The following is a 16,444-nucleotide window of genomic DNA, read 5'->3' as shown; positions in this document are numbered from 1 at the left end:
GCACTCGTTGTAAATACAAAACCTAAAAGAAAAAATAATGAGCAAATTCGATGTAATTGTTTTGGGAAGTGGACCCGGTGGTTACGTTACCGCAATCCGTGCCTCACAGCTAGGCTTAAAGACCGCAATAGTGGAAAAAGAAAGCCTTGGAGGTGTTTGTTTAAACTGGGGCTGTATCCCAACAAAAGCGTTGATCAAATCCGCTCAGGTATTTGAATATCTTAAGCACGCAGAAGACTACGGTTTAAGTGCAAAAAAAGTAGAGCACGATTTTGACAAGGTAATAGAACGTAGTAGAGATGTTGCCAACGGTATGTCTAAGGGTGTTCAGTTTTTAATGAAAAAGAACAAGATAGAAGTTCTTAACGGCTACGGAAAATTATTGCCAGGCAAAAAAGTGATAGTAAAAGGCCCAAACGGAGACCCTGCAGAATATAGCGCAGACCATATTATAGTTGCTACTGGTGCCAGAAGCAGAGAATTGCCTAGCTTACCGCAAGATGGTAAAAAAGTAATTGGTTACCGTGAAGCAATGACCCTAAAAAAACAACCTAAAAAGTTAATTGTTGTTGGTAGTGGTGCCATAGGTATGGAATTTGCTTACGTATACAATTCTCTTGGTACGGAAGTAACCGTTGTGGAATATATGCCAAATGTAGTTCCCGTAGAAGATGAAGATATCTCTAAACAATTAGAACGTAGCTTTAAAAAGGCAGGTATTAAGATAAAAACTAATGCAGAGGTTACCAAGGTAGATACTAGCGGCGAAGGCGTAAAAGCTACCGTAAAAACTGCAAAAGGGGAAGAAGTGTTAGAGGCAGACATTGTACTCTCTGCGGTAGGCATTAAAACCAACATAGAGAACATAGGTTTAGAAGATGTAGGTATTGCTACCGATAGAGATAAAATATTGGTAAACGATTTTTACCAAACCAACATTCCGGGCTACTACGCTATTGGTGATGTTACCCCAGGACCAGCACTTGCACACGTTGCTTCTGCAGAAGGTATTCTTTGTGTAGAGAAAATTGCAGGCATGCATGTAGAAGCCTTGGACTATGGCAACATTCCAGGTTGCACGTATTGTATGCCAGAAGTGGCTTCTGTAGGTTTAACAGAGAAAAAAGCTAAAGAAGAAGGTTACGATATTAAGGTGGGTAAATTCCCATTCTCTGCCAGTGGAAAAGCGAAAGCAGGTGGTAATTCTGAAGGCTTTGTAAAAGTGATTTTTGATGCGAAGTATGGTGAATGGTTAGGCTGCCATATGATAGGAGCCGGGGTTACCGATATGATTGCAGAGGCTGTTGTAGCTAGAAAATTAGAAACTACTGGGCACGAAATCTTAAAAGCAGTGCATCCACACCCTACTATGAGTGAAGCTGTTATGGAAGCTGTTGCAGACGCTTATGATGAAGTCATCCACTTATAGTACTACTTAAGTAATATAAACTAAACCGCCATCAACCCTAGTTTTTGGCGGTTTCTTTTACAAAAATTTATGTTGAAACTTTTTAGACTTACTGCCATTTTAGAAGGCATATCTTACATAGCGATATTTGGATTTACCATGCCTCTAAAATATTGGGCAGGCCTTGGCGGTCCAAACAAACCTGTTGGCATGGCACATGGTGTTTTATTTATACTTTTTGTAGTCTTGGCAGGGATTCTTTGCTGGGAGAAAAAATGGGGTATTAAACGTTTTTTCATCTTTTTTGTAGCCTCCCTACTTCCTTTTGGAACCTTCTACGTAGACAAAAAGTATTTAAGTAATTTAACCTAAAAAGCTTTGTATAGCCAAATCATAGCTTTGCAGTCCAAAGCCTAAAATTACACCTTTAGCCACTGGAGAAATAAAGGATTGGTGCCTAAATTCTTCCCTAGAAAAGGTATTAGAGATATGTACCTCTATAACCGGTGTTTCTATCGCTTTAATAGCATCCCCAATCCCAACAGAAGTGTGCGTATACGCAGCAGCATTTAAAATAATGCCGTCATAACTAAAGCCAACTTCTTGTATTTTATTAATCAACTCACCCTCAATATTACTCTGGTAATACTCCAATTGCGTATTTTTAAACTTAAACTGAAGTTCAGAAAAATAATCTTCAAATGTTTTGCTACCATAAACCTCTGGCTCACGCTTACCCAGTAAGTTTAGGTTAGGTCCGTTTATAATAATTAATTTCATTTGTATAATTTATGTATAACAAGTTGCGTAGTCTCTCCCTTTTTAAGGTTACTCAACATTTCTATTTTTTTAAATCCATCGCTTATTTCTATTTTAGCTGTATTAGGCACTATTTCACCTTCGTTCTCCGCTACCACTCTTAGTGTTGTAACTTTATCTTTAAGAGGAATGGTAAAGATTCTTTTTTTCTTACCAACCACATGCTTCACAACTAACGGCTCATTATTTACATACACACTAATTACATCACCGTCTATCTTACCAGCATCAAAAATGGTTAAGTGCAGATTATTTGCATTTATAAAAATGGAGGTTTTTTCGTTGGCTTTAAGCATATTTAACCGTCTTTCTTCAATGGTCTTCGTCATACTTGTTTTTGCCTTAATACTATCTGGCACAACTTTAGCCTTTTGTATTTTTTTATCAATACGTTTAGCCTTGTTATAAATCTTAGCTATAGACTTTACATTTAATTCCCCATCCAAGCACGCAAAGCCATCATCATATCTACCAACAAACTGACCTTGAATAATATTCTCTTTAGGTAAGCTACTCACTTTGCCAGAAAAATGCACAAAGCAAAAATCATAGGTATCTACATCAGATTTGGTATATTCTATACCGTATTCTTGAAATTTTAGTGTATTAGTTTCCGGATAATAATCACCAGTAACATAGGATTTGGTTTCATGAGCTCCACCTAAATCTGTAACAGAAAACCCAGAAACCTTTTCACCCTTTAGCTCTAATTGTAGACGGTAGGCCACGTGTACCGTATCTTTAAGGGTTAAAACTCCTAAAAATTCATGTTTTTGCGCCTCTAAGTGGGTTACAGTCCATAATAAAATGAAAAGGGTTAAAAGGGTATTCCTCGATTTGTACATTTAAAAATATTAAAAATTTGTACTATGAAATTAAAATTCCTCTTTACATTTTTATGCATGATTTTTATGCTAACTAATGTTTCTGCATCTTTTCCTGTTAAAAGGCATCAAAATAACAACGAAAGTAACGAATTAATTGAAGTTGCCGTAGCCGATTTAGAAACTCCTCTAGCCGCCGCTTCTTACAACAAATGGGTAGCACTTGCACTGTGGTTTTTCTTAGGTTTCTTTGCTGCACATAGATGGTACGCTGGCAAACCAACAGGATACAATATTTTGTTTATCCTTACCCTAGGTGGTTTAGGGGTATGGTGGGTCATAGACTTGGTGAATATTCTTAATGACACATTCCCAAATTAAGTGTTAGCAAAAATACAAAACAAAAAAAGCAGTGCCAAGGCACTGCTTTTTAGTTGTTGATTATGTAATTTATTAGTTGAAAGCGTATCTAAAGCCTAAAGCAAACGCACCAGCTTCAAAACGGTTTCCGTCAAAACCATCACTCAATCCTAAGATAGGTCTCCAACTTCCAGAAAAAGCTAAAGGCACATTAGGGATTTTAAAATCCAAACCTACATGTGGTCTTAAAGAGAATTGTGTGTCAAAATCTTTAATTAACCAAATGCTTGGTCCTGCTCCTGCAAACCACTGTAAACCATCTGCACCAGAAAACTGACCGTGATAAGAATACAAGAAAGTTAAAGCAGTTACCTGATCTTCAAAACCAAGATCAAATTGACCTGCATTATTTTCATCAAAAAAGTACTTACCACTTGGTCCAACAAAGGTAAAACCTTCTCCTAAATCTAATCCTAAACCAATGGCTCCTTTATAGTTTTGCGCTTGAGCTGTTAAGGCTAAACCAAAAACTAAGGTCAATGTAATTAAAAGTCTTTTCATAATATGTAGTGTTTGTTGTTGAAACTTCAAATGTATATAATTCAACATTAAATAAATCTTAAGAATAAAACAATCTTAAAATTTATAACCTACACCAAAAGTTAAGTATTTACCCTTAGCAGTAATGTCTAAATCACCCGAATAAGAATTGTTAACTTGGAAAGTGTATCTCCCTTCTAAAAAGAGTCCAAAAGGGAAATCATAGCCCAAACCTGCTCCTAATCCTAAATCAAATGCACTAGCATCTTCTGGCAAGTCTTCTAAAGAGAAACCGAATTGAGGACCTGCTTGAAAATGCAATCCATCGGCAACAAAAATCTTAGCCATAACTGGAATAAAAATAGCAGAACTCTCATCTATATTGGCGTAAAGTAGTTCTGGTCTAATCCCAAATTTTTCAGTGATGGAAAAATCACCAACTACTCCAATGTAGAAACCTGTACTGCCATCTACATCTTGTTTTTCACCTTCAAATTTTACAGTTGCATCTGCATTAAATAAACCTGCAGTTACACCAAAAGAAGTGTCTTGTGCATTAGCGCCAATTGTAATACCTAGTATTGCTACTAAAGAAAATAATAAGTTTTTCATAATAAATTAAGTTGTTTGATTATATATTAAAACGTTACAATAATAATAAAATAACTCTTACAACTCTTATTTATTATAGTTAGTTCTTAAAACAGAAAAACCAAACTTAAATTTACAGAAGACCAGTCCACCGCATCATCAGAAATACCCGTGTATGAAAATTCTACTGCAGAGGTGTCTGACATCCCTAAACTTAAAGTTGGCCTGTAGTAAAAACCACCTTCAGAAATCTCATCTAGCCCCAGTGCATACCCTACATCTGCGCCAAAATTAACGCCTTTAGAAATGTAAAATCTTACCAAACCTGCAAGCGGAACATATTGAATATTAGGAAAATCTGCCTCTACTTCTATAAAGTCATCAGAAATGGTCTCTGTTTTACCAAAATAGTTTATAAATCCTGTTGCAAATCCTAAATCCAAAATTTTATCCACTCCGTAATGTTGTTGTAAATCTATTCCTAATCCAAAATTAGAAATATCGCCTGCATCACCTATTGGCATAGAAACCTGTAAGCCTGCTTTAAAAAAGGAACGGTCTACTTTTTGTGCATGTGCTGCAACTATTGCTGATACTAAAATGACAAAACAAAAAATTCTTTTCTTCATGGTTTGATTGTTAATTGTACTGCAATTTCTAGCATCTCTTGTTTACATACCACAATTAGTTGCAAGATGTTCTTATTCTGTTGTAAAACAGCGGTTATACTATGGTTTTATAAGGTAAGAATTTAAACATCACCATTTTTAAGTCCTATGTTTTGAATGTACATTTGCTATTATGACGTGGGAAACTGCTTTAAATAATTATCAACATTACCTGAAAATTGAACGCGCATTAGCGACTAATTCTGTTGAGAATTACAGCTTAGATGTTTTAAAATTAATGCGTTACTTACAAGACAATGCAATGACTGTAAGCCCTGTATTAATACACCAAGACCAAGTAAAACAGTTTATTTATGACATTGCTAAAGTAGTCAATGAGCGTACGCAAGCAAGAATAATTTCTGGGTTAAAAAGTTTCTTTAATTACTTGGTTTTTGAAGATTTAAGAGCAGACAACCCCACAGATTTGATAGAGGCTCCCAAAATTGGCAGAAAATTACCAGATACATTATCTACAAAAGAGATTGACAAGCTAATTGCCGCAATTGATTTAAGTCATCCTCAAGGAGAACGAAATAGAGCTATTTTAGAGACCTTGTATGGCTGTGGATTACGGGTGAGTGAGCTCGTCAACCTTAAACTATCAGACTGCTATTTTGATGAAGATTTTATTCAAGTTACAGGTAAAGGAGACAAGCAACGTTTTGTACCCATTAGTGACCTCAACAAGAAATTCATCACCATTTATACGGACCAGGTACGTATACACCAAACCATAGCCCCAGAACACTCAGACATCTTATTTTTAAACAGAAGAGGCAAACAATTAACTAGAGCCATGATTTTTACCTTGATAAAACAATTGGCTACTAAAATTGGACTTAATAAAGTAATTAGTCCACACACTTTTAGGCATTCTTTTGCCACTCATTTATTAGAAAATGGTGCCGATTTAAGAGCTATACAACAAATGTTAGGTCATGAAAGTATAACTACTACAGAAGTATATATGCATGTAGACCGCACCCATTTAAGTGCTACCCTGGAAAAATATCATCCCAGAAATTAAATTAACGGTCTGTTTTAAATTGTTGTTTATAAGGACGAATGATTAAACGTGCTTCCCTATCAAACTTTATATAATTGTATACCCAATTGATAAATACTACTACCCTATTTCTGAACCCAATTAAGAAATAAAGATGTACAAACATCCACACAAACCAAGCAAATACACCTTGAAACTTAAATTTTGGCAAATCTGCAACCGCTTTGTTTCTGCCAATAGTAGCCATACTACCTTTATCTTTGTAGTTAAATGGTTTAGGCGCTTTGCCTTTTAGACTAGCTACCAGATTATCTCCTAAATTTTCGCCCTGTTGCATTGCGGGTTGCGCCATCATAGGGTGTCCTCTGGGGTAATCTTCCGATTCCATTTGGGCTACATCACCAATGGCATAAATATGGTCAAAACCTTTTACTTGATGATACTGGTTCACCAACAATCTTTTAGACCTACTTACAAAATTTTCCCCATCCAAACCACGAATTGTCACCGCTTTTACACCCGCAGCCCAAATCAAAGTTTCGGTTTCAAATATGGTATCTCCGTTCGTTGTTGCTTTTTTGCCATCAAAATTAGCTACTCTTAGATTTTTCCAAACATTAACGCCCAATTCCTCTAAAAAATCTTCTGCCTTTTTAGAGGCAATTTCGCTCATTGCTGGCAGTAAACGGTCTCCACTTTGCACTAAATTTATTTGTGCCCTCCGGGTATCTAAATCAGGATAATCTTTCGGTAAAATACCCTTTTTAATTTCTGCTAAAGCACCTGCAAGTTCAACTCCCGTTGGTCCACCACCAACTATAACAAAGTTCATCAATGCTTCTCTTTCGTGTAAATCGTCCGTTAGCAAAGCTTGCTCAAAATTCTCTAAAATTAAGCTTCTAAGATTTAAGGATTGTGGAATGGTTTTCATGGACATGCTATTGCGTGCCAGTTCTTCATTCCCAAAAAAATTGGTTTCTGTACCCGTAGCCACCACCAACTTATCAAACTTTAATGGTCCAATGTTGGTATCAATGATGTTTCGCTCTGTATTTATATTCAATACCTCTGCCAGTCTAAAATAAAAATTAGGATACCCCTGCAGCACTTTCCGTATAGGGTAAGCGATAGAATCTGGTTCTAAACCACCCGTGGATACTTGGTATAATAGCGGTTGAAACGTATGATAATTATGCTTATCTAAAAGCACGACCTGAAATTCTTGTTTGCTTAACTTCTTGGCCAGAGCAATACCGGCAAATCCTCCACCGATAATGACTACCCGTGAAAAACTAGACTGTGGAATATTCATTGAACTCATGTATCGCAAATTTAAGCATAAAGCCATTCCTTAACGTGTAGCATACGCCTATATTTTATATTATCTTTAAAACCCTATACCAAAACCAACTTTATGAAAAAGTTTTTAATAGCAGTACTTGTGTTCACTGGCTTATTCTTACAAGCACAAGAATCGGCTGATAAACTGCTTGACCAATTAGACCAACAAACTAAAGACTATTCTAAAATTGCCTTGCAACTATGGGATTGGGCAGAGATGGGCTATCAAGAAGTAAAAAGCTCTGGATTACTACAAGAAACGTTAAATAAGGAAGGGTTTAAAATCACTTCTGGCATTGCAGATATACCAACTGCATTTATGGCAGAATATGGTACGGAAGGTCCTGTTATTGCGATTTTAGGAGAGTTTGATGCCCTCCCAGGGTTATCCCAAAAAGCAATACCTACCAAAGAAAGTGCTGGAGGTGTTGCTGGTCATGCCTGCGGGCATCATTTATTTGGCACCGCCAGTACAGCCGCCGCAGTTGCAATTAAAAATTGGCTAAAAGCCAATAGAAAAAAGGGACGAATACGCTTCTACGGTTGCCCAGCAGAAGAAGGTGGCTCTGGTAAGGTATACATGGTACGTTCTGGAGTTTTTGATGATGTAGATGTTGCCTTACATTGGCATCCTGGCGCTCAGAATGCTGCTAGTGCAGGTGCAGCACTAGCTAACAAATCTGCTAAATTCAGGTTTTATGGTGTTTCTGCTCATGCCGCTGGAGCTCCAGAACGCGGGCGTTCTGCTTTAGATGGCGTAGAGGCCATGAATGTAATGGTTAACATGATGCGAGAACATATACCGCAAGATGCTAGAATACATTATGTTATTACAGATGGTGGCAAAGCACCAAACGTTGTTCCTGATTTTGCAGAAGTTTATTATTATGCCCGTCACGGTAATAGAGATGTGGTTGTTTCAATTTTTGACCGCATGGTTAAGGCCGCAGAAGGTGCCGCTCTAGGAACAGGAACTACGATGGACTATGAAATGATTGGTGGAACGCACGAGTTACTCCCTAACCTTACCCTACAAAAATTAGTTCACGATAAGTTAAGCGCAGTAGGCGGAATGACTTATTCCTCAGAAGAAAAAGCTTTTGCTCAAGAAATATCCCAATCTTTAGGGCAAGAAGAACTAAAAGAAGAGATAGCTCTTGCCATACAACCCTATAAAACAGAAGCCAGAGCTTATGGTTCTACAGATGTTGGTGATGTAAGCTTTGTGGTACCAACAGTTGGTTTTAGCACTGCAACATGGGTACCTGGGACAGCTGCTCACAGTTGGCAAGCTGTAGCTGCCGGCGGAACATCTATTGGTATAAAAGGAATGATGATTGCTGCCAAAACGATAAGCTTAACTGCGTTAGAGCTTTTTAACTCTCCAGAAATTATTACAAAAGCAAAAAATGAATTTAAAGAAAAAAGAGGTAACAACTTTGTTTACAAACCTTTACTAGGCAACCGACCACCTGCCTTGGATTATCGTAATTAATTTTTGTAACAATACGCTGACTTTTGCAACTAATAAGCAATCAACTACCCAACCATTAGTGAAAAAAGAACTGGAACATCAATTTGTTACGGAACTAGAGAACAATCAGAACATTGTTCATAAAGTGTGTAGTCTCTATACCAATGATAGGGACAGCCATAACGATTTGTTCCAAGAGATTACCATTCAACTTTGGAAAGCATACCCAAAGTTTAGAGGTGATGCTAAGTTCAGTACGTGGATGTATAGAGTTGCTTTAAATACCGCTATTACCCTGTATAGAAAATCTAAAAAGCGTGTAAAAACGCAGGATTATGATTCGGTAATATTTAAGATTAAAGCTCATGAGTACGATGATACGGAGGAACAACAATTAAAGCTTATGTACAATGCTATTAAACAGCTTGGAGATATTGATAAGGCCTTGGTGTTTTTATATCTAGAAGATAAAAATTATGCGGAAATAGCAGATACATTGGGCATTAGTGAAGTTAATGCAAGAGTGAAGATGAACAGAGTGAAAACCAAATTAAGGACCATTTTAAATCCCTAGACCATGATGGATGAATTGGAACTTTTGAAAAAAGATTGGCAGAAAAAGAGTGACCAACTGCCAAAACTTAGTTATGACGAAATCTATAGAATGATTTTGAAAAAATCGAGCTCCATTGTAAAATGGATTTTCTACATAAGTATTGCCGAATTTCTCTTTTGGATTTTAATTGGGCAATTGCCTCTTGAAGAATCTAAAACAGATAAAAACTTTCTTTATACAGAAACGCTAGCGTGGGTTTTAGAAGGAATAACTTATTCGGTAATGCTATTTTTTATGGTAAAATTCTACCTTAATTACAAGCAAATTAATAATACAGATTCTGCTAAAGCATTAATGCAAAAGATTTTAAAAACAAGGAAAACGGTGGTCAATTATGTCTGGGCCAGCATGTCTATAGCTATGTTATCTGGTATCATTATTTCTTTAGAGATGTTCTTTTACGAACCAGAATTTAAATCTATACAAGAAAATATAGCCGCTAGAGATAATCCCATTTTAATTTATGTTTTAATGGCAGTATTAATTGTAGTTTGCCTTATACTTTTAGGTGGCGCACTATGGCTATTCTATCGTTTAATTTATGGTATTTTATTAAAACGATTGTTGATTAATTACAAGGAGTTAAAGAAATTAGAAGTTTAAGAATCTCCCTTATAACTATACCTACGCTTTTGGTGGTCTTCCTCATAAGCCGCCAATTCTTCTTGCGGAATTACGCGTAAAAAGGAAGGATGCTGCTCAATAGCATATTCTAACTTTTCTATAATTTGGTCAATACTCTCATTATCATAATCTATGTTAAGAGGTTCTTTTATAATCATAGATTGTAAAATTCCCTTCTTTTTAATGTATAGCCCTTTTTTATCAAAAGAACGTCTAAAACCATCTATTACAACAGGTACTACAATAGGCTTATATTTTTTGATGATGTGAGCTGTTCCTTTACGTAACGGCTTCCAAGGTTTGGTAGTACCCTGTGGAAAAGTAATTACCCAACCATCTTCTAAAGCTGTACCAATATTAGAGATATCGCTAAATTTAACAGGTCTTTTTACATCTTGCCCATCAGAACGCCATGTACGCTCAATACTAATAGAACCTGCGTAAGCCAAGATTTTAGCCAGCAAATTCTTTTTCATAGTCTCTTTGGCCGCTACATAGTAAAAATTCAATTTAGGCTTCCATAAATAGGCTACGTTTTTAATATTATCTTCTCTGCCGCTTAGAGCCGCATTAAATACATGAAACATGGCCACTACATCTGCAAAATAGGTTTGGTGATTACTTACAAACAGCACCCCTGTTTCTGGTAATTCCCTGATAACTTCTGAACCTTCTATCTCTAACTTGTTAAAACCCTTATATCTGGAGTGGGTGATGAATCCCAAGATGCGGATTAACCATTTTTTTAGGAACAAATTATGTCCAAATGGAGTAGATTTAAATATATCCATAGGCATTTTAAGAAAGGCTAAAATACAAAATAGAGACTAAACCACTTGCTTTAATAGGTCTTTGATTTCACTTAGCATCATTGCCGTTGCACCCCAAACCGTGTAACCATTTAACTTAAAGGCAGGTACCCTAATATCTGAACCGTAAGAAGTGTTCATTTTTTCTTGTATTAAATTGCTATCATTGATAAAATCTACCAAAGTAACTTCTACTAAATCTTCTACTTCGTAAGCATCTTTCACAAAAGGCTTAGGCTTTCCATACAGCCCTAAATACGGTTGTACTAAAAAATTACTAGGCGGTATATAAATTTTAGACAACGGTCTTAACAGTTGCACATCTTTGGGGTCAACCCCCACTTCTTCCTCCGTTTCTCTTAAAGCGGTAGCTAATAAATTGGCATCTGTGGGCTCCACTTTGCCCCCAGGAAACCCAATCTGATTAGAATGTACGCCTTTGTACGTTTTCCTAAGAATTAACAATAAGTGCGTTTGTCCTTCTTGATTAGGGTAAAACAAAGCCATAACTGCTGCCTTACGAGCATCTTTTAGCTTAGCCTGCTGCATTTGCCTTACTTTTTTACGCACTTCTGGCTCCATCTTGGCATGAGAAGCATCTGCAGGCAAATCCAGATTTTTTATTTTTACAACTTGTTCACGAAAATCAGTAAAATTCATGCGCGTTTTAAAAATTGCACTTACAACAAGTTTACTACTAATTTTGTTTACACACTGTGGAGACGCTCCTAAAAAAAACAAAAAAAAAGCAGTGGCTACTGGGCAATCAAAAAGTAATGACACCAGTAAGACCGCAGAAGATACTGTAGATAAAATAGAAAAAGCCCAAGATACCTTTGAATTAACAGAAGAAAATGCCATTGACTTCTTCTTTGATTATGCCAAAAGTCTAAAAGAAAATAAAGTAAAAATTACCACTACTAAAGGCAGTTTTACGGTTGAGCTCTATGACAATGTCCCCTACCATAAGGCAAATTTTATTTACCTAACAAAGCAAAAGTACTTTGATAGCACACAATTTCACCGTGTGGTACCTAATTTTATTATCCAAGGAGGCAATTCTGATGATAAAAGAACAAGTCGTAAACGAAGTAAAATAGGGCGTTATTTGTTGCCGCCAGACACTAGAAAAGGACACAAACACCACAGAGGTACCATCTCTATGCCAAGTAGTGAAAGGGATAATCCACATAAATTGGCCTCCCCATTTGAATTTTTTATTGTTGTTACCGACCCTGGCTCTTACCACTTAGATGGTGATTACACAGCATTTGGAAAAGTAATCGAAGGTATGGATATAGTAGATAAAATTAACCAGACTCCCATAGACAGTGGCGAATGGCCAATGCGTAACATTTACATTTTAAAAGCAGAAGTAATAGACTAGTCGCTGTAAATACTAGGTAGAGATATTTTAAAGCGAACTGCAACCAAACGGACTAATATTACAACCACAATTGCGGCAATATTGGCATACACATCTACAACTGGCAATAATCTAAATAGAAAAAACGCTATACCACCTAGTATACAAGCCGTAGCGTAAATTTCTTTTCTGAAAATTACTGGTATCTCATTACAAAGAATATCTCTAATTACACCGCCAAAACTTGCTGTTATAGTACCAAGAGCAATACAAATGATAGGTAATAAACCTGCGTCTAATCCCTTTTCTATGCCTACTGTAGTGTAGAGACCTATACCAATAGTATCAAACAGAAATAAAGATTTACGCAGATATTTTAGTTGCTTTGCAAATACAATTGCCAAGATTACGGTAGCACTAATAATAATCATATAATTGGCATCTCGCATCCAAAGAACGGGTGTATTCCCGATTAGTAAATCGCGTAAGGTACCGCCACCAATGGCAGTAACAAAACCAATAATCATCACCCCAAAAAAATCTAACCGTTTATCCATCGCTATTAGCACTCCAGAAATAGCAAAGGCAATAGTTCCTAAAACATCTACAATTTGTAAAAACAAGCTTACAATTTTTGGGTATAAAAGTTGTAATCTTTTAGCACGGTATCTATATACTGCACATCGTACAACTCAGAATTGGTATGCAAAATACTATCAACTTTAACTCTAAGCGCTGTTAAAGTTTTATAATCGTTACTTTTTTTAGCAATTCTAAAAGTATCTTTTATCAATCTCACGTCTTTATCTGTCAACATAGTTACATTGGTAAAAGTAGGTATATAATCTTCTGCTACATCTTCCAAAATGGTATGGCTCACTTTAGTTTTATTCTTAGTACTTATCACCACTGTACCCGCTGCAGCATCTCCTAAACGTTGTCTCTTATCTGTAAACAAAATACTAAGAATACCCACAGAACCTATAAACAGATAAATATCTACCAACCTCAGCATCCATCGTACTAAATAATTACTCCAATGCACAGGAGAGCCATCTACTTTAACCACCCGCATTTTAAGTAACATTTTACCCACTGTACGGCCATTAAATAGCGCGTGCATAAATAAACTGTACCCCATAGCTGGTAAAAATATTAATGCAACGAGCCCTCTTTGAGTCCACCTATCTTCATAAATGTAACCTATTGCATCCCCAATAAAACTCACTAAAATAGCATAGAGATATAGAATAAAACCATCTATTAAAAATGCTATTATTCTTTCGCCAATGCTAACTATCTTATAATTTAAATTAACATTTTGCGTTGTATTGATTTGGAGATTGCTCATTAAAAATTTAATTTAACAATTGTAATACTCTTTTATGCGCGAAGCTGCTTTTGTTAAGCAAAATAAGGAAAAATGGATTGCTTTTGAAAAAGCACTAAATGGAGGTATAAATCCTAATCCAGATGACCTTGCCGACGGATACATACAATTAACCAACGATTTAGCTTATGCGCAAACCTATTACGCAGAAAGTAACACTTTATTGTATTTAAACTCCTTAGCTTCCCAAGCACATCAAAAGATTTATAAGAATAAAAAAGAGAGTAGCAACCGTATTGTAGATTTCTGGGCTTACGAGTTTCCATTATTTTTTGTGCAATACCACAAAACCCTGCTCGTCACGTTTTTAATCTTTGCCTTAGCTACTGCTATTGGTAGTATTTCTGCTTTAAACGATTCTAGCTTTGTTCGTCTAATTTTGGGCGATGCCTATGTAAACGAGACATTAAATAACATTGCTAACGGAGACCCTGCTGCCATTTACAAAGGTGGAAGTGAAATTGGGTCGTTTTTAGGTATCACTATCAACAATATACGCGTAGGCTTTTTAGCTTTTGCATTTGGCGTAATTACCAGTATTGGCACTGTTTATATCTTATTCCAAAATGGTATAATGTTAGGTGCTTTTATAACCTTTTTTTATACCAAAGGGGTATTCTTTGAAGCTAATAAACAAATTTGGCTACACGGAACTATAGAAATATCTGTAATTGTAATAGCTGGCTGTGCAGGTATCATCATGGGTAATAGTATACTTTTTCCTAAAACCTATGCTAGACGGGTTTCTTTTATGAAAGGGGCTAAAGATGGTCTAAAAGTAGTCGTTAGTACTATACCATTTTTTATTATTGCTGGGTTTATAGAGGGATTCATTACTAGATACACCAACATGCCTAACTGGCTGGCCTTTTTAATTATAGGCTCATCTGCAGTGCTAATCATATTTTATTACATTCTATATCCTATTTATTTAAAAAAACTTAATGATAAAAAATTACATAGAATTACGAATTAATAGGGAGTTCGGTGATATTATCACAGATTACTTTGATTTTTTTAAGCAAAATATAAAAAAGTTCACCAACACATTTATTAGCTATAACGGTATCTTTTTTATTGGTATCGTAATCACGAGTTATGTACTAGTTTCTGGTATTCTTGGATTAATTGCCTCTAATGAAAACGCATCTTTTTTAGGTGCGGTTAGCAATGATGATGATACCTATTGGATGATTTTCTTTATTGGTATGGGCTTATATTTCATCATCTTTGTGATTTTAGGAGTTCTTAATTATGGTCTTGCTACTAGCTTTATGATTTTATATGATAAAGACCCTACCAACGCGTTCACAAAAAAAGATATTTGGTTGTATTTTAAGGGGAATATTGGCAAGAGTGTACTTTTTGTATTGCTGTTAGTAGCCATTTATTTTGGCTTTTTAATTATCTCTGTATTATTTGCTTTGATTCCCATTTTAGGCATGTTTGCGCAATATATTTTACAGTTTTTTTTAGCATCTTGGTTAGGAGTCTCCTTTTTTGAAATGTTACAGAATAACAAAGGGGTGGTAGAATCATTGGGAGAAGGATGGAATTTAGTTACTAAAAGTTTCTGGAAATCTGTTGGGGTTAATCTTGTAATGGGACTATTAATCACCATACTGCTAGGATTAGCTTCTTTTGTCCCTGGAGTAATTTTTGGAGTGTATACATTCCATGTCGTAGAGAACGAAGTTAGTCTTACCTCCAATGTGGTAGCCACGGTAATATATACCTTATCGCTTTCTTTATTTTTGGGAATAATGATTTACGGCCAAAGTTTATCGCAATTGGTAAATGGATTTCTATACTATACACTACACGAAAAGACGTATAATACTAACACACGTAAACGCATAGAACAAATAGGAGAACATTTAGATGCGTAAATTATTCCTAATTATAAGTAGTTTTTGTTTTCTATTGGGTAACGCTCAAATAGAACAAGACTCCCTACGCTTAAAAGAAGATACTGGGGAGCTCATAATGCTGCGCGAGTTACCTACAGATATAGATAGCAAATACAACGGTGAAGAATTTGATTATTCTATAAAAACAGGAGAATCACAGAATTTTTTAGACCGATTTTTTAGATGGTTAGGAGGCTGGTTGCAAGATAATTTTGGAATTGATATTTCTCCAGAATTTTACAAGTTTATGGAAATTAGCGTCTATGTCTTAATGGGAGCTCTAATTATTTATCTATTTGTAAGATTGTTTATAAATGAGAAATTCAACACCATTTTTATAAAAAAAGCTCGTGCTTTACATGACATTGAATTGGCAGAACAACATATAGAAACCTTAGATTTTGATGTTTTGCTTAAAAAAGCCATTGCCGCCAATGATTACCGCTTAGCTATTAGATATCACTTTTTAAGGTTTTTAAAAACGTTATCGCAGCGCGAATTAATAGACTGGCATTTTGAAAAAACCAATGCCGACTACCGTATAGAAATTAAAGAAGCACGATTAAAGGCAGGCTTTTCTGAGTTAGCCTATTTATACGACTATATTTGGTATGGTGAACAGTATTTAGACCATAATGGTTATCAATCCGTTGCCAAAAAGTTCCATAGTATTAACCAAATTATTCCGCAATAAA

The 16,444-nt window shown here is 35.8% G+C and carries 21 protein-coding genes; 11 read left to right on the top strand and 10 right to left on the bottom strand.

All coding sequences use genetic code 11. The features are described from left to right. Positions 1 to 37: 37 nt before the first annotated feature. Together lpdA and HCO57_RS00195 are read left to right on the top strand one after the other, a co-directional pair. Positions 38 to 1,429 (top strand): dihydrolipoyl dehydrogenase, encoded by a 1,392-nt coding sequence (gene lpdA / locus HCO57_RS00200; protein ID WP_136950834.1) that lies wholly within the window; start codon positions 38 to 40, stop codon positions 1,427 to 1,429. A 69-nt stretch (positions 1,430 to 1,498) separates the two neighbouring features. Beyond that, positions 1,499 to 1,780: a DUF3817 domain-containing protein gene (locus HCO57_RS00195; RefSeq protein WP_167987293.1), complete on the top strand. Its 282-nt coding sequence runs from the start codon at positions 1,499 to 1,501 to the stop codon at positions 1,778 to 1,780. On the opposite strand, the gene aroQ is transcribed toward HCO57_RS00195, so the two are convergent. Both aroQ and HCO57_RS00185 read right to left on the bottom strand, forming a co-directional pair. Further along, positions 1,772 to 2,188, bottom strand: a complete 417-nt coding sequence (gene aroQ / locus HCO57_RS00190; RefSeq protein ID WP_167987292.1) for a type II 3-dehydroquinate dehydratase — start codon at positions 2,186 to 2,188, stop codon at positions 1,772 to 1,774. The genes HCO57_RS00195 and aroQ overlap by 9 nt on opposite strands. Further along, positions 2,185 to 3,072 carry a hypothetical protein gene (locus HCO57_RS00185; RefSeq protein ID WP_167987290.1) on the bottom strand — a complete coding sequence of 296 codons (888 nt, stop codon included), beginning with the start codon at positions 3,070 to 3,072 and terminating at the stop codon, positions 2,185 to 2,187. Before HCO57_RS00185 ends, aroQ begins: the two co-directional genes overlap by 4 nt. Positions 3,073 to 3,096: 24 nt before the next feature. On the opposite strand from HCO57_RS00185, the gene HCO57_RS00180 reads away from it, so the two are divergent. Continuing rightward, entirely contained in the window at positions 3,097 to 3,432 is a 336-nt protein-coding gene (locus HCO57_RS00180) for a TM2 domain-containing protein (protein WP_245167511.1), read from the top strand. 72 nt (positions 3,433 to 3,504) lie between these two features. On the opposite strand, the gene HCO57_RS00175 is transcribed toward HCO57_RS00180, so the two are convergent. The 3 genes from HCO57_RS00175 to HCO57_RS00165 all read right to left on the bottom strand — a co-directional run bounded on the left by HCO57_RS00175 (position 3,505) and on the right by HCO57_RS00165 (position 5,171). Beyond that, entirely contained in the window at positions 3,505 to 3,972 is a 468-nt protein-coding gene (locus tag HCO57_RS00175) for a hypothetical protein (protein ID WP_136950838.1), read from the bottom strand. Positions 3,973 to 4,047: 75 nt separating this feature from the next. After that, on the bottom strand, positions 4,048 to 4,563 hold the full coding sequence (locus HCO57_RS00170; protein WP_136950839.1) for a porin family protein: 516 nt from the start codon (positions 4,561 to 4,563) through the stop codon (positions 4,048 to 4,050). 86 nt (positions 4,564 to 4,649) lie between these two features. Continuing rightward, complete coding sequence (locus HCO57_RS00165) at positions 4,650 to 5,171, bottom strand: hypothetical protein (protein ID WP_167987288.1); 522 nt, start codon at positions 5,169 to 5,171, stop codon at positions 4,650 to 4,652. A gap of 172 nt (positions 5,172 to 5,343) precedes the next feature. Between HCO57_RS00165 and xerA the strand changes: the two genes are divergently transcribed. After that, positions 5,344 to 6,240: a site-specific tyrosine recombinase/integron integrase gene (gene xerA, locus HCO57_RS00160; RefSeq protein WP_167987286.1), complete on the top strand. Its 897-nt coding sequence runs from the start codon at positions 5,344 to 5,346 to the stop codon at positions 6,238 to 6,240. Position 6,241: 1 nt separating this feature from the next. On the opposite strand, the gene HCO57_RS00155 is transcribed toward xerA, so the two are convergent. Further along, positions 6,242 to 7,531, bottom strand: a complete 1,290-nt coding sequence (locus HCO57_RS00155) for an NAD(P)/FAD-dependent oxidoreductase (protein ID WP_167988082.1) — start codon at positions 7,529 to 7,531, stop codon at positions 6,242 to 6,244. Positions 7,532 to 7,633: 102 nt separating this feature from the next. Between HCO57_RS00155 and HCO57_RS00150 the strand changes: the two genes are divergently transcribed. Genes HCO57_RS00150 through HCO57_RS00140 form a run of 3 tightly spaced genes read left to right on the top strand, consistent with a single transcriptional unit; the run spans position 7,634 to position 10,253 of the window. After that, positions 7,634 to 9,055 (top strand): amidohydrolase, encoded by a 1,422-nt coding sequence (locus HCO57_RS00150; protein WP_167987284.1) that lies wholly within the window; start codon positions 7,634 to 7,636, stop codon positions 9,053 to 9,055. 58 nt (positions 9,056 to 9,113) lie between these two features. Then, positions 9,114 to 9,608: an RNA polymerase sigma factor gene (locus tag HCO57_RS00145; RefSeq protein WP_136952046.1), complete on the top strand. Its 495-nt coding sequence runs from the start codon at positions 9,114 to 9,116 to the stop codon at positions 9,606 to 9,608. Positions 9,609 to 9,614: 6 nt separating this feature from the next. Further along, the gene (locus HCO57_RS00140) at positions 9,615 to 10,253 is read left to right on the top strand and encodes a hypothetical protein (protein WP_167988081.1); all 639 of its coding nucleotides are present in this window, start codon (positions 9,615 to 9,617) and stop codon (positions 10,251 to 10,253) included. Here HCO57_RS00140 and HCO57_RS00135 read toward each other — a convergent pair. Together HCO57_RS00135 and HCO57_RS00130 are read right to left on the bottom strand one after the other, a co-directional pair. After that, positions 10,250 to 11,065, bottom strand: coding sequence for a lysophospholipid acyltransferase family protein (locus tag HCO57_RS00135; protein ID WP_136952047.1), 816 nt, complete (start codon positions 11,063 to 11,065; stop codon positions 10,250 to 10,252). The genes HCO57_RS00140 and HCO57_RS00135 overlap by 4 nt on opposite strands. Positions 11,066 to 11,101: 36 nt before the next feature. After that, the gene (locus tag HCO57_RS00130) at positions 11,102 to 11,743 is read right to left on the bottom strand and encodes an NUDIX hydrolase (RefSeq protein ID WP_167987282.1); all 642 of its coding nucleotides are present in this window, start codon (positions 11,741 to 11,743) and stop codon (positions 11,102 to 11,104) included. Here HCO57_RS00130 and HCO57_RS00125 point away from each other — a divergent pair. Continuing rightward, positions 11,742 to 12,470 carry a peptidylprolyl isomerase gene (locus HCO57_RS00125; protein WP_167987280.1) on the top strand — a complete coding sequence of 243 codons (729 nt, stop codon included), beginning with the start codon at positions 11,742 to 11,744 and terminating at the stop codon, positions 12,468 to 12,470. The two genes, HCO57_RS00130 and HCO57_RS00125, sit on opposite strands and share 2 nt — an antisense overlap. Here the strand turns inward: HCO57_RS00125 and HCO57_RS00120 are convergent. Both HCO57_RS00120 and HCO57_RS00115 read right to left on the bottom strand, forming a co-directional pair. Next, positions 12,467 to 13,072, bottom strand: a complete 606-nt coding sequence (locus HCO57_RS00120; protein ID WP_136952050.1) for a trimeric intracellular cation channel family protein — start codon at positions 13,070 to 13,072, stop codon at positions 12,467 to 12,469. The two genes, HCO57_RS00125 and HCO57_RS00120, sit on opposite strands and share 4 nt — an antisense overlap. 2 nt (positions 13,073 to 13,074) lie before the next feature. Next, positions 13,075 to 13,800 carry an RDD family protein gene (locus tag HCO57_RS00115; protein WP_167987278.1) on the bottom strand — a complete coding sequence of 242 codons (726 nt, stop codon included), beginning with the start codon at positions 13,798 to 13,800 and terminating at the stop codon, positions 13,075 to 13,077. A 34-nt stretch (positions 13,801 to 13,834) separates the two neighbouring features. On the opposite strand from HCO57_RS00115, the gene HCO57_RS00110 reads away from it, so the two are divergent. The 3 genes from HCO57_RS00110 to HCO57_RS00100 are packed head-to-tail and all read left to right on the top strand — an operon-like array spanning position 13,835 to position 16,443. Then, complete coding sequence (locus tag HCO57_RS00110) at positions 13,835 to 14,815, top strand: stage II sporulation protein M (protein WP_167987276.1); 981 nt, start codon at positions 13,835 to 13,837, stop codon at positions 14,813 to 14,815. Continuing rightward, positions 14,784 to 15,728: a hypothetical protein gene (locus HCO57_RS00105; RefSeq protein WP_167987274.1), complete on the top strand. Its 945-nt coding sequence runs from the start codon at positions 14,784 to 14,786 to the stop codon at positions 15,726 to 15,728. The genes HCO57_RS00110 and HCO57_RS00105 overlap by 32 nt, the downstream gene beginning before the upstream one ends. Continuing rightward, complete coding sequence (locus HCO57_RS00100; RefSeq protein ID WP_167987272.1) at positions 15,721 to 16,443, top strand: hypothetical protein; 723 nt, start codon at positions 15,721 to 15,723, stop codon at positions 16,441 to 16,443. The genes HCO57_RS00105 and HCO57_RS00100 overlap by 8 nt, the downstream gene beginning before the upstream one ends. The last annotated feature ends 1 nt before the right edge of the window (position 16,444 follow it).

It is taken from the genome of Croceivirga sp. JEA036 (genome assembly GCF_011882165.1).
Classification (GTDB): Bacteria; Bacteroidota; Bacteroidia; order Flavobacteriales; family Flavobacteriaceae; genus Croceivirga.
This window is presented reverse-complemented; position numbering and strand designations above follow the sequence as displayed.